The sequence below is a fragment of the Mesotoga infera genome (assembly GCA_011045915.1).
Classification (GTDB): domain Bacteria; phylum Thermotogota; class Thermotogae; order Petrotogales; family Kosmotogaceae; genus Mesotoga; species Mesotoga infera_D.
Map to the genome: position 1 here is coordinate 1 of DSBT01000177.1, position 22,246 is coordinate 22,246.

General features: G+C 43.8%; 21 protein-coding genes and 1 pseudogene. 18 read left to right on the plus strand and 4 right to left on the minus strand.

Annotated elements, in window-relative coordinates:
• Positions 1 to 687 precede the first annotated feature (687 nt).
• Together nagA and ENN47_06470 are read left to right on the plus strand one after the other, a co-directional pair.
• Positions 688 to 1,800: an N-acetylglucosamine-6-phosphate deacetylase gene (gene nagA, locus ENN47_06465; protein ID HDP77813.1), complete on the plus strand. Its 1,113-nt coding sequence runs from the start codon at positions 688 to 690 to the stop codon at positions 1,798 to 1,800.
• Positions 1,801 to 2,147: 347 nt separating this feature from the next.
• Positions 2,148 to 2,813, plus strand: a complete 666-nt coding sequence (locus ENN47_06470; GenBank protein HDP77814.1) for a phospholipase — start codon at positions 2,148 to 2,150, stop codon at positions 2,811 to 2,813.
• Here the strand turns inward: ENN47_06470 and ENN47_06475 are convergent.
• Complete coding sequence (locus tag ENN47_06475; GenBank protein ID HDP77815.1) at positions 2,805 to 3,152, minus strand: hypothetical protein; 348 nt, start codon at positions 3,150 to 3,152, stop codon at positions 2,805 to 2,807. The two genes, ENN47_06470 and ENN47_06475, sit on opposite strands and share 9 nt — an antisense overlap.
• A gap of 275 nt (positions 3,153 to 3,427) precedes the next feature.
• Here ENN47_06475 and ENN47_06480 point away from each other — a divergent pair, with 275 nt between their 5' ends.
• Positions 3,428 to 4,288 carry a GNAT family N-acetyltransferase gene (locus ENN47_06480; GenBank protein HDP77816.1) on the plus strand — a complete coding sequence of 287 codons (861 nt, stop codon included), beginning with the start codon at positions 3,428 to 3,430 and terminating at the stop codon, positions 4,286 to 4,288.
• Position 4,289: 1 nt separating this feature from the next.
• On the opposite strand, the gene ENN47_06485 is transcribed toward ENN47_06480, so the two are convergent.
• Entirely contained in the window at positions 4,290 to 4,760 is a 471-nt protein-coding gene (locus ENN47_06485) for a peroxiredoxin (GenBank protein HDP77817.1), read from the minus strand.
• A 447-nt stretch (positions 4,761 to 5,207) separates the two neighbouring features.
• On the opposite strand from ENN47_06485, the pseudogene ENN47_06490 reads away from it, so the two are divergent.
• Together ENN47_06490 and ENN47_06495 are read left to right on the plus strand one after the other, a co-directional pair.
• Positions 5,208 to 6,549, plus strand: a pseudogene (locus tag ENN47_06490) (transglutaminase domain-containing protein).
• A 280-nt stretch (positions 6,550 to 6,829) separates the two neighbouring features.
• Positions 6,830 to 7,462 carry a hypothetical protein gene (locus ENN47_06495; protein ID HDP77818.1) on the plus strand — a complete coding sequence of 211 codons (633 nt, stop codon included), beginning with the start codon at positions 6,830 to 6,832 and terminating at the stop codon, positions 7,460 to 7,462.
• Between the two features lie 147 nt (positions 7,463 to 7,609).
• Here the strand turns inward: ENN47_06495 and ENN47_06500 are convergent, their stop codons facing one another.
• Positions 7,610 to 8,206 carry a hypothetical protein gene (locus tag ENN47_06500; GenBank protein ID HDP77819.1) on the minus strand — a complete coding sequence of 199 codons (597 nt, stop codon included), beginning with the start codon at positions 8,204 to 8,206 and terminating at the stop codon, positions 7,610 to 7,612.
• A gap of 86 nt (positions 8,207 to 8,292) precedes the next feature.
• Between ENN47_06500 and uvsE the strand changes: the two genes are divergently transcribed.
• The 5 genes from uvsE to ENN47_06525 all read left to right on the plus strand — a co-directional run bounded on the left by uvsE (position 8,293) and on the right by ENN47_06525 (position 13,746).
• Positions 8,293 to 9,189 (plus strand): UV DNA damage repair endonuclease UvsE, encoded by an 897-nt coding sequence (gene uvsE / locus ENN47_06505; GenBank protein HDP77820.1) that lies wholly within the window; start codon positions 8,293 to 8,295, stop codon positions 9,187 to 9,189.
• 90 nt (positions 9,190 to 9,279) lie between these two features.
• A complete protein-coding gene (locus tag ENN47_06510; protein HDP77821.1) occupies positions 9,280 to 11,151 on the plus strand; it encodes a polysaccharide biosynthesis protein in 1,872 nt (623 codons plus the stop codon).
• The gene (locus tag ENN47_06515; protein HDP77822.1) at positions 11,148 to 11,687 is read left to right on the plus strand and encodes a hypothetical protein; all 540 of its coding nucleotides are present in this window, start codon (positions 11,148 to 11,150) and stop codon (positions 11,685 to 11,687) included. Before ENN47_06510 ends, ENN47_06515 begins: the two co-directional genes overlap by 4 nt.
• Positions 11,687 to 12,847 (plus strand): DegT/DnrJ/EryC1/StrS family aminotransferase, encoded by a 1,161-nt coding sequence (locus tag ENN47_06520; GenBank protein HDP77823.1) that lies wholly within the window; start codon positions 11,687 to 11,689, stop codon positions 12,845 to 12,847. Before ENN47_06515 ends, ENN47_06520 begins: the two co-directional genes overlap by 1 nt.
• Positions 12,847 to 13,746, plus strand: coding sequence for an undecaprenyl/decaprenyl-phosphate alpha-N-acetylglucosaminyl 1-phosphate transferase (locus ENN47_06525; protein HDP77824.1), 900 nt, complete (start codon positions 12,847 to 12,849; stop codon positions 13,744 to 13,746). The genes ENN47_06520 and ENN47_06525 overlap by 1 nt, the downstream gene beginning before the upstream one ends.
• Here the strand turns inward: ENN47_06525 and ENN47_06530 are convergent.
• The gene (locus tag ENN47_06530; protein HDP77825.1) at positions 13,739 to 14,671 is read right to left on the minus strand and encodes a magnesium transporter CorA family protein; all 933 of its coding nucleotides are present in this window, start codon (positions 14,669 to 14,671) and stop codon (positions 13,739 to 13,741) included. The two genes, ENN47_06525 and ENN47_06530, sit on opposite strands and share 8 nt — an antisense overlap.
• Before the next feature lie 329 nt (positions 14,672 to 15,000).
• Here ENN47_06530 and ENN47_06535 point away from each other — a divergent pair, with 329 nt between their 5' ends.
• The 8 genes from ENN47_06535 (at position 15,001) to ENN47_06570 (ending at position 21,958) form a co-directional block, all read left to right on the plus strand.
• Positions 15,001 to 16,056 (plus strand): metallophosphoesterase, encoded by a 1,056-nt coding sequence (locus tag ENN47_06535; protein ID HDP77826.1) that lies wholly within the window; start codon positions 15,001 to 15,003, stop codon positions 16,054 to 16,056.
• A gap of 262 nt (positions 16,057 to 16,318) precedes the next feature.
• Entirely contained in the window at positions 16,319 to 17,143 is an 825-nt protein-coding gene (locus tag ENN47_06540) for a PstS family phosphate ABC transporter substrate-binding protein (GenBank protein ID HDP77827.1), read from the plus strand.
• A gap of 14 nt (positions 17,144 to 17,157) precedes the next feature.
• Positions 17,158 to 18,033: a phosphate ABC transporter permease subunit PstC gene (gene pstC / locus ENN47_06545; protein ID HDP77828.1), complete on the plus strand. Its 876-nt coding sequence runs from the start codon at positions 17,158 to 17,160 to the stop codon at positions 18,031 to 18,033.
• On the plus strand, positions 18,030 to 18,866 hold the full coding sequence (gene pstA, locus ENN47_06550) for a phosphate ABC transporter permease PstA (GenBank protein ID HDP77829.1): 837 nt from the start codon (positions 18,030 to 18,032) through the stop codon (positions 18,864 to 18,866). The genes pstC and pstA overlap by 4 nt, the downstream gene beginning before the upstream one ends.
• 1 nt (position 18,867) lies before the next feature.
• Positions 18,868 to 19,620, plus strand: coding sequence for a phosphate ABC transporter ATP-binding protein (pstB, locus tag ENN47_06555; protein ID HDP77830.1), 753 nt, complete (start codon positions 18,868 to 18,870; stop codon positions 19,618 to 19,620).
• Positions 19,621 to 19,635: 15 nt separating this feature from the next.
• The gene (gene phoU / locus ENN47_06560) at positions 19,636 to 20,313 is read left to right on the plus strand and encodes a phosphate signaling complex protein PhoU (GenBank protein ID HDP77831.1); all 678 of its coding nucleotides are present in this window, start codon (positions 19,636 to 19,638) and stop codon (positions 20,311 to 20,313) included.
• Positions 20,310 to 20,984 (plus strand): response regulator transcription factor, encoded by a 675-nt coding sequence (locus ENN47_06565; GenBank protein ID HDP77832.1) that lies wholly within the window; start codon positions 20,310 to 20,312, stop codon positions 20,982 to 20,984. The genes phoU and ENN47_06565 overlap by 4 nt, the downstream gene beginning before the upstream one ends.
• A complete protein-coding gene (locus tag ENN47_06570; protein HDP77833.1) occupies positions 20,981 to 21,958 on the plus strand; it encodes a histidine kinase in 978 nt (325 codons plus the stop codon). The genes ENN47_06565 and ENN47_06570 overlap by 4 nt, the downstream gene beginning before the upstream one ends.
• Positions 21,959 to 22,246: the final 288 nt, after the last annotated feature.

The following is a 22,246-nucleotide window of genomic DNA, read 5'->3' on the forward strand; positions in this document are numbered from 1 at the left end:
ATCTGTTCCACCAAGATCAGGGTGAAACCGTTAGCTGTTAGCGTTCCGCCGTTCTCAAACGGAACCAGAAGTGATACTGCCTCCGGCAGGAAGTGAGGCTGATGCTTATGTTACACGCCAGGAGCATGGAAGAAGAGAGAGAAGTTCGAGAACATTGTTCCAAACTCGTTTGGTGCACGGGATGACCGCAGAAAATTGTCTCCTCTTCACCACATCCGAGACCCTAGACTCCAGACAAAGCGTCACCCTCAGAACTCGATTCAGCATCTCTTTACTTAGATAAGACAAGTCAAGAGCTTCGCACAAGAAAAAGAGAGATAGAGAAGCCAGACAGGCTCCCCCTGGCCAGTCTCGCCTTCGGCGAGTGCCGCTTCTCCGGCAAAGAACCGCGAGATCTTGTGCAAAACCCCTGAACGGGTGTCATTTCAGTATAGGCTCTGCAGATGACAGCCTTTGGTTATTGCGACAACGCCACATATCTTAACTTGTTTCAGCAGCCTGCTCTTTGTTCTTGTCTTGACAAATAACGAAGAACAGACTCTCTCCTCGGCGAAAGGTTACAATCGCCGGACAACCCATTTCTTGGCACACACCTACCAGCTGCCTCGGCGTATCTGTTTTTCTCACAGATTGCCCAGATACCTCCTAGTAGATGTAATAATTGAGTCATGAAAGGAGATGACATGAATGGAACTGGAAAGGGTTCTTGTTGTTGATCCAGTAGATGGGGAATACACGGCAAATATCAGAATATCTGGAACAAAGATCGAATCAATTGCAAAAACCGGAGGAGAATTCAGCTCAATAGCTATGCCTGGCTTTGTCGATACACATTCACATGGTGCGATTGGAATTAACTGCATGACGATGACTAAAGCAGATCTAGAAAAGTGGGAGAGATTTGCTGAAGCTCATGGTGTAACTTCTCTAATACCCACGACGGTGTCTGCAGATTCAAATGAAATGAGAAAAGTGACTGACCTAGTCTCATCCTATGTTAGTGAAAGACCCAGAACAGCCGTCCGAGGAGTGCACTACGAGGGCCCGTTTATTAACGCTAAGAAGAAAGGGGCTCAGAATCCCGCAGTAATCAGACCAGGAACGATTAGCGAGCTGAGATCAGTGCTTTCCGATATCGTAGTACTGATTACTATGGCTCCGGAGATCGAGGGCTTTCAAGAGGTCCTCCCCGAAATTCTGAAGAATGAGATAATTGTCTCGATAGGGCACACAGATGCTACTTATCTTCAGATCAGAGAAGCTTATGAGTCTGGTTGCAGAAGGATGACTCACTTTCCTAACGGTATGAATGCTCTTCACCACAGAGAGATCGGTTGTGTCGGGGCAGCTTTCCTGTTACCTTTGAAGCTGGAGATGATAGTAGATGGAATTCACACGGCGCCAGAGTTTGTCCAAATGGTCCACAAAATACGTGGCAGCGAATCAATTATCTTGGTCACTGACTCTCTTGATGCTACCGGTCTAAGTGATGGAATGTATGATCTCGGGGGTTTAAAAGTGGAAGTCAAAGGCGACATGGCAACACTTGAAGATGGAACTCTTGCAGGAAGCACTCTCACTATGGAGAAGGCTGCAAGAAATTTCCGCAACTGGACTGACTGCAGTCTTCAAGAACTTGCTAAAGTAACTTCATATAACGCTCTTCAAAACCTCGGAGTATCCAATAGAGGCAGATTCAAAGAGGGATTCGTTGCTGATCTTGTTCTACTTAACAGAGAACTGGAAGTAGAAGAGACGTTTCTGGCAGGACAGTTAGTCTTCAGGGCAAGAGAAGGTTGAGGATTATTCCGAACTCTGCTGATCATGAGAAGTTCATTACAGGCGGGAAGTCCTGCAAACACTTTCACGAAGCCACTTGGCATCTTCAAATCTAGAAGAAGAATCATTGATAATTCAGAAAGGGGAGCCAAGATATTGTTTTGTGGGAAGACGTACTTCGCCAACAATGACCAAGAGCTCGGCGGACTCTATAAGGAACCCGCGAACCGGCGTTTGATGAAGCGGACTTGGTCTAAAAGCATCACTTATTTGCCGTCCTAAAATATGGCTACGCACTATGAATGGATCAAGGAATTCTCAGTTCCTAATGCTATGCTGTAGAATGAAGACTGTTAGGAGGTGCATTTATGGAACTCCATTCATCAAGAATTGCTTACTCGCTTAACAGACGGCTAGACTACTTGCTATCCCTCCCTCTGCAATACACCTCTGAAGAAGCCGACTGGCCTCTGATACTTTTCCTTCATGGAGCCGGCGAGAGAGGCGACAATCTCCAATTGCTCAGGAAACACGGAATACCCAGGATCGTGAGTGAAATGGCCGACTTTCCCTTCATAACGATCTCGCCACAATGTCCGGAGAATGATTGGTGGCTTAACAGACTTCAAGATCTGAAATTCCTGCTGGACACTGTCGTAAAACAGTATAGAGTTGACTCTTCAAAGATGTACCTCACCGGACTCTCAATGGGTGGGTTTGGAACATGGCACATGGCTGTAGAGTATCCCGATCTCTTTGCGGCAATAGCTCCAGTTTGCGGGGGTGGCCTTGGAATACTGGGCTTCCCGGAGAGAGTACTTGAAATCAAGGATTTGCCTATTTGGGCCTTCCATGGCGGAAAAGACAACATAGTCTCAGCCGAAGAAAGCAGGATACTTATAAGAACGCTGAAAGATGCCGGTGGAAATCCTATGCTCAAGATATATCCTGAAGCCGGTCACGATTCATGGACAGAAACTTACTCTGATCCGGAACTATATGAATGGTTTATGAGCAAGCGGAAGTCAGGTTGATTTCATTCTTATGGGACTAACCTGAGATCTGTTGAAAATCATTCCCGCTGGCCTAAGGTTTCTGCTTCTGAAAGCGTTCCATTTCCTCCCGATTTGCTTACGAACCTCCATATAGGCCTTCAGGGATAGTATCCAGATTGCTCCTACCAATACCCAGAAGGCTATCAAAACTACCAAAAGCCATCCAAAACCGCTAAGCCTCTCTCCAGCACCAAGAAAAGCCGCAATGCCGTAAATTGACGCAGGTGTTACTATTGCAAAGAGAACCGACGCTCTTATGAAATTATTTCTAATATGTCCTATTCTGGGCCTCTTGCTTCTCCTGACAGCAAAACCCATAGAATCACCACCTCAAGTTACTGACGTTCCGTGTATAATAATTATACACTTCTTGTTTTGCCTCTCCTTTAATTGTGCACTGATGGGGTTGAACCTTAACGTAACACATTTACTGGGATCGGAAAACATCACTTGCGAGGTAGCAAAAGCAATTTGGTTCGAAAACAGCCTCTTAAGATGAAATTCAATTACATTGAAGGAAGTGCAGATGTGACCCGATTCCTCTGCTTTTTTGTGTAGAATTCTTGTGTAACATTTCGCCCAGGAGGTCTCCGTTGATTAAGAAGATAGAAAATTCAGATTTGAGAGTGTTCATCGAGTACTGCCGGGCGTTTGGCCCTGAACACGATTCTTCCTATCTTCCATCAGATGAGTTCGTTGCCGATGAGGATCATCCTTCTATAATGATTTCGAGGGAAGACGGAAGTCTCGTCGGAGCAGCTTCGCTAATTCTTGAAGATCACTACAGAAAGGCGAGAAAGGGAAGATTCATGATCTTTCATTCGGTGACTTCACAAGTGGAAGTCTACAGATCTCTACTAAATGCCATAAAAGGTATGACATCAGAAATCGACGAGGTCTATCTATTTGTCTCACCTGAGCAACCTATTCAGAGTATCCTCGAGGAAATCGGTTTCTCTTTGGAAAGGTACTCTTTTATCTTGAAGAGAAAGCAAGAGAGAGTTTCTTTAGAAATGCCCGAGGAAATCCATTTCATAGATTTCGATCTTGAGACTCACGGAGAGATCTACTGCAACATAATCAACTCGGCTTTCGCTGAAATAGCCGGCCATCTGGATATCAATCAAGAATGGTTGAGAAGTTCTCTCTTGAGTAGTAACGTCCCGAGCTCTGGCATACAGCTTATGATAAGAGTTAATGAACCAATTGGTCTGCTCTGCTCGGAGGTAAATGAGGATGGACTTCTGGAGATAGGTCCTTTGGCAGTTTTGCCTAGTTTTCAGGGACAGGGCTATGGAAGGCTCTTGTTAAGAAAGGCATTGCTTCTTTCTCTTGATTTGGGCCTCGAAAGCACCCTTTCAGTAAACGCAGAAAACGAAAAAGCCCTTTCTCTCTATATCGAAGAGGGATTTGAGAAAGCGTGGACAAAAGTGTGCTATAAGTTTGCTCTCTAGATCACTGCAGATTGCTTATAAATTCCAGAACTTCTTGTGCATGGCCTTTTGCTTTGACACCTCTGTACTCTTTGACTAAGACTCCGTTCTCATCAATGATAAATGTGGATCTCTCAGTCCCCAAGTATTCGCGCCCATACATCTTTTTCGGCTTAATTACATCGAACATCTGATGAATCTCTCCGTTCTTATCGCTCAAAATAGAAAAGTTCAGATCAAGCTTTAGTGAGAAGCCCGCATGCGATTTCTGAGGATCTTTGCTAACTCCTATGATAACTGTGTTCTTCTCCGCAAATTCGTCCTTCAGATCCCTAAAACTTTCTGCCTCGAGAGTGCACCCAGAGGTATTATCTTTGGGATAGAAATACAGCACGACTCGTTTGCCGGAAAATTCCGATAGAGACACCTCTTTCCCATTTTGGTCGGGCAACGAGAAATCCGCAACAGTCTTGTTTAGAGCGATTTCAGCCATTATTGCACCTCCTGAACTCCTAAGTTATTGTTGATCAGCACTTCTCACTATCAAACGCAGAAAAAACCATCGCCATAACTCAGATTATATGGCAAAGAACTCATGTTTCTTATTCATAATTCTCCATCTTCTCTTGCCCCAAATTGCTGGTTGAACAGTTTTGGTCTTATGGTCCGGTTTCTGGGTACGGGAAAGTATTGTAGGCAGAATAGTCGTCGGCAGTTCTGCTAAGCCTACTATAAGGACTTTTTAGAACTGCTCGAAAAGAAGAAGGATACAGCTGGTGATTTTGGCATAGTTTTGCTGCACTCAATTCAGTGGAGAAAATTCCACCCCTTATATCTCAAAAGAATAGCGGCCTCGAAGAAGAGGCCGCCTTTTTTCTGAATCTCTCCTGCTGCTATAATCGACTTGAGTCAGATTAGAATCGGGCAGGGAGGGGATGAGATGGAATTTCTGGCGGCACAGCTTCCGGAAAAGATTAGTTATTTCGAATCAACTGGAGATTACAGGGGCGCTTTAAAGGAGATTGATCATCAACTCGAAGAGTATCTTCCCTCATTAGTGAAAAAGAGGCTCTTGTGGGAAAAAGAGAGAATTCTAAGGCTTAAAGACAATTACCCGTACACATCAGCGAAAGCTTATGAAATTCTCTCAGACATTTTCCTAGATTTCTCAAGAGAGGAGTTTGATTCCCTAAGCGCTGCGAAGGAGCTTGATTCAGTTGTCTTCGATGGCGAAGAACGTTTCGAAAGAAGATTCGACAAAAACCTTCTCTTTGTAATGCCCGAATACAGAAAGAGATTGAAAAAGCAAGATACCGACAGAGAAGAAACCAGAGCCTCTCTTCACAGAGAGATAGACAGGCTAATAAGAGACAGACGACCTGCTAAGTATAAGATCAATGCAAGGTCGTCGATCGCAGTCGGAAGTTCTGAGGGTAGTTTCTTTCGCTGCTGGCTTCCGGTGTCCAGAATTGGTGATCAAGTGTCGTCGACCAGAATTATCAAGACAAGTCACAGCTATTTCTTGTCGCCTGATGCCTATCCCCAAAGAACCGTGTATATGGAGGCAGATTCGAAGCATGACACATTGTTCAGTGTCGATTTCGAATACGAGATTTCGGAAATCTCGTCTTCAGTTAACCCCTATGAATGTACCGAACCCGACGGCGAAAGATTTCAAAGCTTTTTAGGTGAAAGGGCTCCACATATTGTCTTCTCACCCCTAATGAAATCTCTGGCAAAGGAGATCGCCGGGGGTGAGACAAATGCCTATTTCATAGCAAAGAGTTTTTACAACTGGATATGCGAAAACGTCAAGTATACTTTCATGAGCGAATATGCCCTTTATCCAAACCTCTCTGAATTCGCCGCCATTAAACTTAGAGGAGACTGCGGAGTGAAAGCTCTCTTATTCATAACGCTTTGCAGAATCAAGGGCATTCCGGCAAGGTGGCAGTCTGGATGGTTTGCAGCTCCCAGGGGAGCAAGCTCTCACGATTGGGCCCTGATCTGGCTGGAGCCCTTCGGCTGGATACCCGTGGACTGCTCATTCGGGGGCTCGAGGAAAGACATTCCGGCTTACAAGGAGTTCTATTTTGGCAACCTGGACGCATTCAGAATGATTTCAAATTCCGCCTTCATGTCACCGCTGATACCGGCGAAGAAGTTCTACAGACACGATCCATTTGACAATCAAATCGGAGAGATCGAAATGGATTCCAGAGCAATGAGATCTTACGAGAGAGCACTCTCTTGAGATACTCTCCTTTGAAAGAGTGATCTAGCTGATTCAGCAGCAAACTGACCGTACAAAATGACACTTATTATTTCCGTATTTGCGAGTTCTAAACTTACAAATGATCAAAGGAAATCGATGCCAAATATCTCAAAATGATTTGGAATTCATGAAGAACTTCTTTCACCTCCTTTCAGAGGGATGACCATCCTTTCTGATTCTGTTGTTGATTACTTGAGTACAACTTCTACTATCTACAAAAGATCAAAAAAAGACAGACTAACTGATAGACTATTTATATTGATTCCAATTAGGATTAGGAGGCCTTTATGAAAAAGACAGCTATCTTCTTCTCCATGATAATAATCTTTGCGGCTTCGACGTTCGCTCATATCCCAACCTTTCTATCGTCGGACGACTTTGTGAATGGTGCATACCTTGTAAGAGACATAGATCTGTCTCAGATCTTCTACTACATTCTCTCAGAAGGAGAAAGAATTGTGATCACGTTCGAAGGCTCAATTGGGATGCAATTTCGTATGCTTTTCGGAGTCCCAAAGGAAATTGAGGGCATGGAGAGCACTAAGACTTTTCGACCTGAGCTTACTGTATATGATCCCGACGGGAACGCATATGAAAGCTTCCTGCTAGAGAGCATCGAACCCGAGATAATGTACGAGTTTTTTGGAGACACTTTCTCATATCTTTACGTTAGACACGACTCTGCCCTTACAAAAGATGGCTTGTATTCGATCGAGATTGAGGCAAAGGACCCAGGAAGAGTCTGGATAACTTTCGGCAAAAAAGAGAAGTTCACTGCTTCTCAAATAGCTTCTATTCCAAAATGGATTAGAGGAATTAGAGAATTTCACTATTTGACTGGGCTCGCTAAATGGGAAATGTACGGTCTGGGGATTGCAGGCATTCTAAGTGCGGCCCTGATTCTCTTGATCTTTCTCTGAATGAGCAAGAAGCGCAAACTTATCCCTTATTAAGAAAGAAGACATCCATTTCGGATGTCTTAGTAGATATTATAACACGGATATTTGTTAAAGTCAATTGCCTTGGACATTACCTTGAAGTAAACTGCCTTTTTAAGTGACCAAACATTAAGGATGGAAAATATCTTCTGGTTCAAGCACAACGCTTTCAACCATTTCAAACTGGAGGGCCGTTTTTTCTATCTGGGCTCTCAAAAGATTCACTCTGCATGATCCACCCGAAGTAAACCCAGACGGGTCTGAGAATTTCAGATGAAGAACCCCGTCTTCAAGTCTGGCCCCTAGAAACTGAAGCTCCCTCCCGGGGAATTCTGTTCTGAACCCTAGATCTTCCTCGGCCTTTGTCAACTCTCCTCTTATTAGCAACCGTATAACATCGTTAATGGGTGACTGGGAACTAGGGATCGTTCGCCCAACAGGTATAACAGCTTCAGTATCGCATAGGACTTCGCCATTCATAACTCTGTCGAGAAGCTCGTTGTAGTAATAGAGATTTACTTCCATAGTTCGCTGAACACCGGTAACTGCACTAAGTTCCAGCTCAAGTGCCGTTTGATGCCTTTCGAGGTTGGCTATTCTTGTTTCAAGACTCTTCACCTTCCCAGACTGAAAAAAGTAAAGAACAAGAAGGAAAACCGAAAGTACAAAGAAGGCTGCAATGACTACTCTTATAGTTGGGAAAGATTGCTGCTTCTTAACCCTCAATGAATCTCACCTCTCAATCGATATTTAACTAATTATACATTCTTCCTACAGGACTTCGGATAAAATACATATATAGGAGGTCACATATGAAAATTGGTTATCCTTGCATGAATACGACTCTTGACTGCAGCTCGGCAAGAACCTTCAGATTAGCATCCTACAGCGAAAGAAGACTGATAGAAACAGTTGCAGCTAATCTTGCATGTCTTGAGAGAATAATCGATTACAACAAAGCAAATAATATTCTTTTTTTCAGGATTACCTCGGATCTCGTTCCGTTCGCTTCTCATCCAATCTGCAGAACAGACTGGGGAGAATTCTTCAGGAATGACTTTGGAAGAATTGGGAAGAAGATAAGAGGATGCAACATGAGAGTGTCGATGCATCCCGATCAATTCGTCTTGCTCAATTCACCTAAGCGCGAGGTTGTAGATAACAGCATCGCAGAACTTAAGTATCATGCCAAGGTTTTGGATCTCATGAATCTTGACAGAAGTGCAAAAATCCAGATTCATGTAGGTGGAGTATACGGAGAGAAAAGGGCGGCTGTCAGTAGATTCGTTGATGAGTACAAAGAACTTTCAAGCGACATAAGAGTTAGGCTGGTAATTGAGAATGATGAGAGACTTTACTCACTTGCAGACTGCATGTCGATTCATGATGCGACAAACATCCCAATACTTCTTGATGTCTTCCATCATTCGATTCTTGATGGGGGAATAGATTTCGCTGATTCCCTTCATTTGTCCCGGTCAACATGGACTAAAGAAGACGGCATCCCGATTGTCGACTACAGCACTCAAGAAAAAGGATCGCGAAAAGGAAGGCATGCCCAGACTATCGATTTGGACCATTTTAACTCTTTTTTGATGAAGAGTCGCCCCTATGATTTCGACATAATGCTCGAAATAAAAGATAAAGAGAAATCTGCCGAGGCTGCCATAAGTGTCGCAAATCAAGATGATAGATTCATTGTGAACTGACTTTTAGAAACTGGTCCAAAACAGCCTCAGAAAGCTGATAAGCTTCTAACATACCACCTTGTGTGCTAGAATCTCCATGAGGTGAGGAGTTTGATAAAACTCGGCGAACTATCCAGCTTCAGAAGAAACCTAATGCTTCTGATTCTTGATTCAGCGATAGTATACTTTGCATACATATTGGGTATGTACTTCAGATACGGAATCTTCACCCTGGATGAACCTCAATTTTTCGGTAACGGGATATATTTTAGTATTTTTATTATCGCTTCTCTCATCCTAAATGGAGTATACAGAATAGCCTGGAGTTACAGTTACTTCAGAGATTATTTCATCATACTCAGGGCAGTTGCATTTGGTTATGCGATCGGATTTGCTGCGGGGAGACTTCTAAATCTGTTTAATGTAAAGTTTCTTACAGTACCCTTCACAGTATCTACTATGGCAGCCATCATCTCGGTATTTCTCATAATATGGTCAAGAATTCTCTGGCTGAGTATCCTGAGCAGGAACCATCAGATTGTCTCTTCTGCAGAGAGAGTCTTCATAGTTGGGGCAGGTGACGCCGGAACTTCAATAGCCGAGGAATTGTCTCGTCATCCAGAACACGGATTTGTTGTTGGTTTCATAGATGATTCGCCTCGAAAGCTTCGAAAGAGAATTCGCGGAGTTCCCGTACTTGGCAATACAAGTGAAATTATGGATTTGGTTGACAAGATGGGAGTCGGAAAGGTGATTATCGCGATCCCCTCTGCCGATGCCGCCACTCTTAGGAGGATCTTCTCAAGCATCGATGTGGAAAAAGTAAAAGTCCAGACTCTTCCAAGCATAACAGAGATAATGGACGGCAAGGCCAAACTGGGATATTTGAGAGAGATAAACATTGAAGACCTCCTTGGAAGGGAGAGTGTTCAAATAGATTTGGGTTCACTAAAGGACTACATAATTGGAAGAACCGTGCTGATTACCGGTGCCGGAGGAAGCATTGGGAGTGAGCTGTGTCGTCAGATTGCCCCTCTCGAACCCAGGAGACTCCTGCTAGCTGGAAAGGGAGAAAACAGTATCTATGAGATAAGGCAGGAGATAGGCACAATGTTCCCTGACCTCAACCTGTGTCAACTGATCTGCGATGTCGCCGATTCATCGAGAATGAGGTATATATTCGAGACGATGAAACCCGAAGTTGTCTTCCACGCCGCCGCTCACAAGCATGTACCTCTGATGGAGGAAAATCCAACTGAGGCATTTCGGGTGAATTCGATTGGTACTTACAACATTGCAGGTCTGGCGAGCGAATTTGGCGTCGAGACTATGGTCATTATCTCAACGGATAAGGCAGTGAAGCCAAGTTCGGTTATGGGAGTTTCGAAGAGAATCGCAGAAGAGTTCGTCAGATCGATTTCATCGAGGAGCAAAACAAAATTCGGCATAGTGAGATTTGGAAACGTTCTGGGGAGCCGTGGGAGCGTGATCCCTCTTTTCAAGAAGCAAATTCAGTCGGGCGGTCCCGTTACAGTGACTGATCCCAGAATGACAAGATATTTTATGACTATCCCAGAAGCTGTGTCGCTTGTGCTTCAGGCAGGAGCCTACTCCGGAGGTGGAGATGTTTTCGTGCTGGATATGGGAGAACCAGTCAAGATCTCTTCTCTTGCAAACGAGATGATCACATTGGCAGGATACGTACCGCAGCAAGAAATCGAAATAAAGTACACGGGAGTTCGACCGGGTGAGAAATTATTCGAGGAACTTGTTCTTACGAACGAAGAATTTGTTCAGACGAAACATCCAAAGATTTTTCGCTTAAAGACAAAGGAAGCAATGGATGAAAGGTCCTTACTTTCTATAGCCGGTCGCCTTAGGACAGCAGTTGATAACAACGATTTTGAAGAACTGAACAAAATCACGGCCGAAATAGTTGATGATGCCACAGTTAAGATAAGCGCCGGGTGTGATTTTCGATGAGATGGTATGTGGAATTTGTCAGAGATTTCCCCTTTGTTTCTGCAATGATTCAGTTCTCAATTCTCGGAACTCTAGGCGACTATGTCAGCGTAAAGATTGCAGGTTCTAAGGCAAATCTCTCTGCTTCCGTAATGGTTTTGAAGGCGCTAGAATGGGCTTTCCTGGCAATCTTCATAAAGATTGCATTCATCGGTTACGAAGGATTCGTATCTTCTATGGTGATAAATAGAGTCCTGCCACAAGTCTTTGTAGAAAGCATACTCCTAAATGCAATCACCCGCTCTCTATCGATGAATCTTCAATTTGGAGTTTTCTTAGTCATTTTTCATAGGTCACTTGATAATCTTGTTCTTCAAACAAAGAACTGGAAGAACCTTGACAAAGCTCTGTTGTCTTTGGCGTGGTTCTGGATACCTGCCCACACACTTACATTCGTATTGCCGAAGGATTTTCAGGTAGGTCTGGCCGCACTGTGGTCATTTATGTTAGGTCTTCTACTCTCTCTCTTCTCCAAATCTCCCCAGGAGGTGAAATGATGTTCATTCCCCTTTCCAAACCCGACGTGACTGAAAAAGAAATCATCGCTGTGACCGATCTAATGAGTAGTGGAATCCTATCTATCGGCCCCAAGGTTGCGGAGTTCGAAGAGAGATTTGCGGAATATGTCGGGGTCGAACATGCAGTTGCAGTTAACAGCGGAACAAGCGCCCTTCATCTTATAGTTCGCTCTCTCGACTTGAAACAGGGTCAGACGATGATCACAAGTTCATTCACTTTTGTGTCCTCAGCCAATGTTGCAATATACGAAGGTGCCGTTCCTGTATTCGCAGATATCGATGAAGCAACATATAACATATCTCCGGAGACTTTGGAAGATGCCCTTGGCTACTATTCGAAAAACGGTTTGAATACAGGTCAAATTGAGTTAGGACCCTTCATTCCTGATGTCTTCATGGCGGTCGATATTTTCGGTCATCCACTCGAATGGGACGGGATAGAAGGTGTCTGTAATAGACACGGTGTAAAAATAATAGAGGATTCTTGTGAGGCGCTGGGGAGCTCCTTCATGGGGCGAAGAACCGGCACTTTCGGTCTCGCAGGTGCATTTGCATTCTACCCGAACAAGCAAATCACGACAGGAGAGGGTGGAATAATTGTCACTGACGACGACAAGATTGCCGAATTATCGAAAAGCATGAGGAATCAGGGAAGAGGCACATCAGAAAAATGGCTTGAACACGTGAGGTTGGGCTACAATTATCGGATGGACGAGATGTCTGCAGCACTGGGCATAGAGCAGATGAAAAGGATTGATGAAATTCTAGCAAAGAGGCAAAGAGTTGCAGACAGATACGAGAAATTGCTTTCAAAGATTGATGGGGTTGAGACTCCCTTTGTGGCAGACTACGCTACAAGTATCGGCTGGTTCGTATATGTCATAAGGCTTGATGAAAAGATAGAGAGATGCGACTTCATGAAATATCTCAATGACCATGGTGTTCAGTGCCGAGACTATTTTAGACCTATCCACCTTCAACCCTTTTATAAGACAAAGTTCGGTTTCAAGAATGGCATGTTTCCCGTAACTGAAGAGCTTGCAGAAAGAACGGTTGCCATTCCTTTCTTCAATAATCTGTCTGAAGAAGAACAGCAGTTCGTTGCCCACACTATTGAAAAGGCTTTGGAATACAACTGATGATGGCTTTTGTCTACGCTCTCGTTCTCTCGGCCATACTATGTTTCCTTTTTCGGAGAGTTGGCATTAAGCTAGATCTGGTGGACAGGCCAGCAGGTACTCTAAAACCCCACGAAAAACCTATTAGCTATATGGGTGGAACTGCAATTCTACTTGCGCTCGTTCCATGGCTAATTCAGAGTCCCGAGTTCTTCCCCGCAATAATTATCATGTGGACTCTGGGCTTTGCGGACGACCTAAAAGGCATATCTCCAAAGATCAGACTGGCAGTGGATGTTCTTGTCGGATTCTCCGTTGCATTCGTAATCTACGGCTTCTCAACAGTCGATTCGATAATACTCTCAATCATCTTTGCAGGAACGGTTAACGCCTATAATATGGTGGATGGACTTGATGGAATTTGCTCAACTAATATGATTGTTTTCGGGGTCTTCGCCTTCTTCACGGGGTTTGTGCCTCTTATGTCTCTTGCAGTCGCTGGCGCTTATGCCGGATACATGATCTTTAATTATCCGCCTGCAAGGCTTTTTATGGGGGACCAGGGATCATACATCGCCGGAACTTTCGTGGGAACGTTACTCATACAGTCTTGGGGCAGTCAGAATTTCGTTCGAGTTGCAGCTATTTGCTGGCCCGTAGTTCTTGACCTTTTCGTGGGCTTCCTGAGAAGATCTATTGCAAAGAAATCACCTTTCGCAGGCGATAGAGATCACTATTACGACAAAATATTCAGACTCTCCGGACAAAAAAAGAGAGTCACGCTATTAATATCTACCGGCATGGCTCTCTTCTATGCAGTCTTGGGACTATTCCTACCAGTTGCGCTAATTCCCCCCGTATTACTGTTGACTTCATTGACTCAGATCTTCCTCCTTAAGTCTCTACGCTCTACTACTTAAACCATCTAATTTTGAAGAGTATTATGGCAACAAGAAACGCCACAACTCCCGAGAGACCCATTGACCAGTAGAAGATAGAGCTGTTGTTCATGAAAGGAAGTTCGACATTCATTCCGTATACCGATGCAACCAGCGTTGGAATCTGAAGAGACAAAGTCACTATTGTCAGTATCTTCATTACAACGTTGAGGTTGTTGGAAATAACGGACGCGAAGGCATCCATCATTCCCGCCAGAATGTCGCTGTAAATATTCGCCATCTCTATAGCCTGTCTGTTCTCAATGGAAATATCCTCAAACAGCTCTTCGTCCTCCTCGTATAAAGTCAGAATGTTGGCTCTCTTCAGCTTTTCAAACATCAACTCGTTTGACCTAAGAGAAGTAGTAAAGAATACCAAAGACTTTTCGAGATTCAACATTGCCACAAGTTCTTGATTCCTGGTTGATCTGTGCAACTCTGATTCGACTTCATTTGACAGTCTTCGGATTTCCTTCAGATACCTAAGGTAATAAACCGTTGCCCTATCGAAGATTCTTAGAAGAAAACGATTACGCTTCTTAGTAGATATATCTCTTACACGACCTTCAATCACATCGGAAACAATAGCGCTTTCGAAACCGCTTATTGTGACAAAATAGCCAGATTTCATGGCTATTCCGAGCGTCATTGTCTTATACGGAACTGTCTCATCGCCTGAGTCAAGATATGGGAGTTTTGTGATTACGTAAATCAACTCTTCATCTTGCTCAAATCTTGCTCTCTCTTCCTGGTCCAGAGCATCGAAAACAAAATCTTCATCGATTTCAAGGCTCTTCAGAAAAGCAATATCACCACTATCAGGAGCAACCACATTTATCCAGCAGCCTTCCACTGGTGCTCCCACGATATTCATTTTCCCGTTTTCAGAAATTAGAATCTCCCGCACATCAATCCCTCCTCTTCTAGTAATGCCGTTAGCTCTTGTCAAATAGAAGGAGGTTTCAATGGGCGAGACAGATCAAAGTGGCGGTTCACTCTCACTACTGTATAATTCCATAGTTCTCACCCCCGCTCTGAGATTATATCACGATGTAACCAATCACAGTTCCATGATGATCTTTAGCTCTTCGGAAGGTCAAATTGCACACTGTAATCTAGTGTTTAAAGGGACTCGCAGAAAAGTCAGCGGTTAGATACAACATGGTTTTTCCGTTATAATTAATAATGAACAGATGGAAGCTTGAGGTCTACAATTGATCAAAGGAGTTGATTGCATTGAAAAAATACATTGTTACCTTTTCCCTATTCTTACTGATCTTCGCTCAGACATTTTCGGTATACTTGAACGATGTTTCTCAAGAAGGAGTAACAGTTAACTGGTTCACCGAAGTGCCTTCTAACTCTTACCTAATCGTCTACGATGGCTCCAATGAGTCGATATTCTCAGAACAAGAGGTAACCCTTCATAGATTCAGAGTATCCGGTCTTCAACCTGGAATGAGTTACGCATATACCGTAAAAAGTGAGAAAGAAGGCGGAGTAATCTACAGGAGTGGCGGTATCCTTACAACAGCTCCTCTCAATAAGACGCCGTTTAGCTTCGCAGCCTACGGAGACAGCAGGAGCAACAAGAGTGGTCATCTAGAAATTGCTCAAGCAATTGCAGATGAAAATGTTCCACTCGTTGTTCACACGGGAGATATCGTTAACGGAGACGATCTTATCGAAGAGTGGATTAGTTTCTTTGAAGTTGCCGAAGTTTTATCAGATTCTGTTTTCTACAGTGCTATTGGAAATCATGAATCAGAAGCAGCAAATTACACCAGATTCTTTGCTTTCCCCGGAAATAAGAGGTATTACAGCTTCTGGTATGGAGATATTTTCTTTGTATGTCTAAACACAAATGAAGCATTTGACAAATACTCTCAGCAACATGCGTGGCTTCTGACACAACTCGAAGAAGCTGAAGAAAAGAACCCCGCATTCGTGATTGTTTACTTCCATCATCCTCCCTACAGTTACGGAACGCATGGCGATCATGCTTACTTGAAACAATACCTGGTTCCTGTATTCGAAAGCTACAAAGTGGATCTGGTTCTAAATGGTCATGATCACGGATATCAGAGAATCGAGAGAAACGGCGTTACCTACATCATTACTGCCGGAGGCGGAGCTCCGCTGTATGACATCGGTTCAGGTGACGGTTTGATAGCCTCCGCAGAAGCACACCACTATATGCTGTTCAACTACACTCTAGATGGAATGACTGTATACGCAAAGACAGCAACTGGTTTGATACTGGATAGTTTCTACATTTCAAGCCGCCATTAACTCTACTTTAAGGGAATTCACTGAATTTAATATTCTTCAGTTTCAGGTAATACCGCCTGCCGATCATCTTTGACTGTCTTTTGATGAGGTTTAAAGATGATTGATTCTCAAGGGTTGTTTCCAGAGCATTAGGTTGATACCTCTGTAATTGTCTCCCGTATTGGTCTTCAACAGTCAGCGAAACTCCTAATAGTAGAATAAAACCCCAATAACACCTTCCGTGTATAAACGAAATGTGGAAAAAACTTTAGGAGGTGTGGCTATGAAGAGTTTTGGCGTTGCAGTTATCTTAATCATGTTGGTTGGAACGGCAATCGGTTCTACACTAGTTATTAAGGGCTCCAACACTGTGTATCCTGTCGCCCAGTTATGGGCCGAGGCTTACAAAGAAGTCAATCCAGATGTGGAAATATCGATTGAGGGTGCGGGGTCTTCAACCGGTATAAAAGCTCTATTCAACGGGCAGACGGACATCGCAAATTCCAGTAGATGGATCAAGAGCTCGGAGATCGAGCAGATGAATCAAGACGGTAAGTACTTCATCCCCTTTATTGTAGCTTACGATGGGATCGCAATTGTTGTCAACAAGTCTCTTGAGATTGAAAACATTACTGTTCAACAGCTTTACGATATTTACTCGGGAAAGGTGACCACATGGAATCAAATCGATTCTTCTTTGCCGAAAGTGCGAATAGTACCCCTATCCAGAGACAACGCATCGGGAACATTTGAGTACTTCGTTGAGCACGTAATGAAGGGCGAAAAGTTAGCGCCGCAGGTTCAGCAGCTTGCATCGACGAGAGCCGAAGTTGAACAGGTTATGCAAAATCGCTATGCCATTGGTTATATAGGAATGGGATATATTACTGAAGACGTCAAAGCCCTTACAGTAGAGAATATTGAACCGACGGTGGCTAACGTAAACGCCGGCACATACCCAATTTCAAGACCGCTATTTATGTTTGTTGACGCAACCGATGGGTTGCCTACAGGTATCATAGGTGAATTTCTGAGATTTGCCCTCTCTCCGGAAGGACAGTCGGCGGTTCTCAGTGTGGGCTATGTAAACGCTTACGGCATAGAGTAGGAACGTGAAGCGAGTTGAGTAGGAAGAGAATCGACCTTTTCTCAAGAGTGTTGGTAACGGGCGCTGCCCTACTGACAATGGTTATTCTGTTCGGAATATTCTTCTTTCTAATATCTGACGGGGTCAAAGTCTTTGGAAAGATATCTTTAAAAGACTTCTTCCTAAGTACTCGCTGGTACCCAACATATGAGGATGCCGAGTTTGGCATCCTCGCTCTCCTATCAGGAACACTTGCGGTCACAGGGCTTACCTTGCTTATTTCTATTCCATTGGGCTTCATATCCGCAATTTTCCTTGCAGAGTTCAGTAACAGGAAGACTCACGATTTCCTGAAGTACGTTTTTGAGCTTACGGCAGGAATACCTTCAGTTGTACTGGGAAGTTTCGGTTTGAAGTACATCTCCAAATGGTTGATGGAACTATTCCCGATGAAAGTATGGGCCGGACTGAACATCTTGAACGCCTCTTTGATGCTTTCCGTTCTTGCAATGCCTTATTTCGTAACTCTGATAGAAGATGCTTTGAAAGCCGTCCCAGTAGATCAGAAAGAGGCCTCGCTGGCACTCGGCGCTAACATGACCTCAACTCTCTTCAGGGTGCTCATTCCCCAAGCCAGAAGTGGAATTCTCAACGCAGTCATTCTTGGAACAAATAGAATAATTGGAGAGACTATGGTGGTCTTAATGATTGCGGGGGGCGCAACCATGATTCCACAATCAATCTTCGATCCGGTAAGACCGCTAACAGCGGCAATAGCAGGCGAAATGGGAGAAGTGGAGCTGGCAAGTACTCATTATTTCGCCCTTTTCATGATAGGAGTAGTCCTTCTGACGATATCTCTTATCTTCACAGTTACAGCAATGCGCTTGAAGAGAGGAATGAGAAAATGATAATGGATCGAATTGCGAAGATAGTCCTCGGAATCATATCCTATCTTCTTGTGACCATAATTCTCCTAATCGTGGGGTTCCTTATACTATCTGGCCTAGATGATATAAACCTGGAGTTTCTGACTACATTTCCAAAAAACTCAATGACTGAGGGGGGGATCTGGCCATCAATACTGGGGACCGCTTATTTCCTATCGATAGCCCTTCTTTTCTCGGTACCCACCGGGATTCTCGCAGCAGTATACCTCAGTGAATATAGTAAAGAGAATCGTTTGCAGCGTCTAGTACTTACAGCAAACAATATTCTTGCAGGCATACCTTCAGTCGTTTTTGGAATGTTCGGTTTGTCACTCTTCTCAATCACATTTGGATTCGGAACTTCAGTCATTGCAGGAGGCCTGACGCTCGGAATTATGTCCCTTCCGTATATAATCTCCAATACTCATGAGAGTCTTGTGGCAGTTCCGAAATCATATAGAGAAGCATCGATGGCCTTGGGTGCCAACAAATCTGAAACAACCTTCAAAATTGTTATTCCGGCATCCTCTTCAAGAATACTTACCGGAGTGATCATAGCAATTGGAAGAATAATTGGTGAGACAGCACCGTTGCTTTTCACAGGAGCTGCATTCTATATAACCAGAAATCCTTCTAGTCCTCTTGAACCGGCAATGGCTCTTCCTACACATATTTTCGTGCTATCGGCGATATATCCTGACAATGTAACTCCGAAGTTGGAGGGAAGTGTGTCAGTTCTCTTGATCATCGTTGTTGCACTGTTCATGTCGGTTGCAATGAGAAGAAGAAGGGAATCTCGGAAGATGGAGGGATGAGATGACTGAATCAATATTCAAAATAAAAAACCTAAATGTCTTCTATGGCGAGAAGCATGCAATTAAAGGAGTTACTTGTGAAATACCTCAGAGAAAGGTTACTGCAGTAGTAGGTCCGTCAGGTTGTGGAAAATCGACCTTTCTGAGAGTTCTAAACCGAATGAATGACTTAATTCCTTCATACAGGCATACCGGTTCTGTCAAGCTCCTGGACGATGAAATTCTAGATATGGATCCTGTATTACTCAGGAAGCATATCGGAATGGTATTCCAGAAGCCAAATCCCTTTCCGAAGACAATACAGGAAAACGTCACTTACGGCCCTAGAATTCACGGCATTAAGAACCGCCAAGTTCTGCGCGAAATAACCGAGAAGTCGCTAAAGCAAGCTGCTCTATGGGACGAAGTCAAAGATGAACTGAAGAAGAACGCAACAAATCTGTCGGGAGGTCAGCAGCAAAGACTCTGCATAGCAAGGGCTCTTTCTGTAGAACCCGACGTCCTCTTGTTGGACGAGCCGACGAGCGCTCTTGACCCTATTGCTACTCAGAGAATAGAAACGTTAATAGAAGAACTCTCTGAGAAGTATACTATTGTTATAGTGACCCACAATTTGCAGCAGGCGCTGAGGATCTCGGATTTTGTTATGTTCTTTTATGTTGGAGAGTTGGTTGAGTTTGATACGACGGAAAAGATTACCTCAAACCCCAACGATCAAAGGACAAGCGACTATCTGAGAGGAATCTTTAGTTGACGGGAGTTGGTTCTGATGACACCAGAGAGACAAAGACATCTTGAAGCGGGATTTAACAGGCTCAAATCAATGCTTTCAGACATGATGGAGAACGTAAGATCCAGTATTCAGAAAGCCATCGATGCGCTGGATAGACTTGATGGCGACCTTGCAAGAACTGTTATCGAAAACGATGAAGTCATTGATGACTTGCAGAGAAAAATGGATACGGAAATCTGCAATTACATTGGCCGATTTCAACCTCTGGCAGAAGACCTCAGGTATGTTCTGACGATGATGAAATTGGCTACTGATTTAGAAAGAATAGGCGATCTTGCTGTAAATATTGCTGAAGTTGCAGTTAGGTACGAGAACCAGACTCTGGTCAAGCCCCTCATTCACATAAAGAAGATGACCGCCGTGGTAGAAAAGATGCTGGAAGAGGTAATTGACGCTTATTATGACAAGGATACGGAAGCCGCCAAGGGAGTTTGGACTGAAGACAGTAAGGTTGACGAATACTATCTCTATATCAAGAGGGAAGTGAGAGACAAGCTAATAAGCATGTCTGACTCCGGCGCAATTGATCAGCTTCTTGACCTGTTGCTAGTATCAAGATTTCTGGAAAGAGCCGGCGACCATGCAACGAATATCGCTGAAGAGATCTACTACATAGAAAAGGGTGAGAGTCTTAAGGAGGAAATGCGACGTTGAAGGTATTGATTGTTGATGACGATCTCGATATTCTGAATATTGTCAGAACTGCTTGTGAGAGTGAAAGCATTGAGACTTCAGCCGCCGCAAATGCAGAAGAGCTTTGGGCTGCACTGCGCGCGGGAAAACCAGACGTCATACTTCTCGACATCATGCTGCCGGACGCAAATGGTCTTGACCTGGTCAAGAAGATCCGAATGAAGTATTCCAGAATTTCGATAATATTCTTGACCGCAAGAAAGTCCGACCTCGACATGATTCTCGGACTTGAGCTCGGCGCAGATGATTATGTCACCAAACCTTTTAACCCAAGAGCTTTGGTAGCAAGAATTAAAGCCGTAATGAGAAGAAGCGAGATTTCTGGCACTCTTGACGAAATGTTGACGATAGGCGATGCGATAGTGAATCTAAAATCGTATACAGTAACCAGAAATGGAAAGTCAGAAGAGCTAACGAGGCGAGAATTCGAATTGCTGAAGTTGCTTGCAGAGAACCCCGGGAGAGTCTTCACAAGAGAAGAGTTGCTCGACAAAGTATGGGGGATTGACTTCTTTGGAGACTTCAGAACCGTGGATGTTCACATAAGCAAACTGAGAGAGAAGGTTGGAGAAGGGTTTATAAAAACAGTGAGAGGCGTTGGCTACAAGTTTGTTCTTGGAGAACAGAAGTGAACCAACTGCTTCTTGATGAGCTCGACGAGGGGATTATGATAGTCGATGAGGGCCTTGTGGTATCATACGCGAACTCGTTTGCGCAAAAGATGCTGGGCGAAATTGAAGGACTGGCTCTCCCGGACGCTCTGCATGTTCAAGGTATTTCGAAGATCGTCGACAGTCTGATCTCAGGACTTCATTATACTACCGATACTTTGTTCGTAAGAGATGAGATAACTCACTTTTTGAGAATAAAGGTCTCTCCACCATACATTATTGCCAGAAATATCACAAGCGAGAAGCTGTTCGAGAGTGCCAAGATGGATTTCGTAAATTCAATCGTTCATGAATTCTCAACACCTCTGGCCGTCATAAACGGCTACGTGCAACTACTGATGGATAGGAACAGTGAACTTCCCAACGATGTCTCTGAGACAATCGATAGAATATCCAGATCAACGGGAAGACTTTCAAGACTCGTCGAAGAGCTTGGTATACTATCTAACCTCGAACTGCAGAACTACAGAGTGAAAGTTGAAACAGTGAATCTAAGAGAACTTGTAGATGAAGCCATAGGCGATCTTCAAGCCAAATGGAATCGAAAGAGACTCGAGATCATCACAACTGTGTCTCCGGATACTTATGCCGCTGTGGACTCGATGCTCCTCTTCAGAGTAATATCCAACCTCATCTCGAATGCTGTCAAGTATTCAAGTGTCGGGGATAAAATTGAAGTGGTTTCTCGTGAAGACGAATCCAATATCTACATCTCTGTGAAGGATGATGGAATAGGCATTAAGAGTGACGAACTTCCCAGAATATTCGAAAGATTCTATCGAGCTAGCAACGCCAGGACATCGGGGTCGTCTGGACTTGGATTGGGGCTATCTCTCGTCAAGCACGCTCTAAATCTTATAAACGGGACAATAGACGTCAGGTCAAGATATATGATGGGAACAACTGTAACCATTACTTTTCCCAAGAACATGTAAGATATCATCTTCAAATCTTCAATACGTTTGATCTTCTACATAGAACCGACAAATACCTTTCGCAGAAGGCCTCTTCACAATTTCCCCAAACAAGTCTGCGTTTAAACAGGTTTTGCAGTGCTATAATTTGAAGAAAGTGTTTATTAAAATTAAGTTCAACTGCCTTTTTGGAGTTGTTGCTCATGAAATTTGGATCACATAATATTGCGCTATATAACAACAATGAAGCCTTCAAAATTGCACATGAGTCGATTCTGAGCGAAGGTCTATCGAATAACGTCAAGCTGC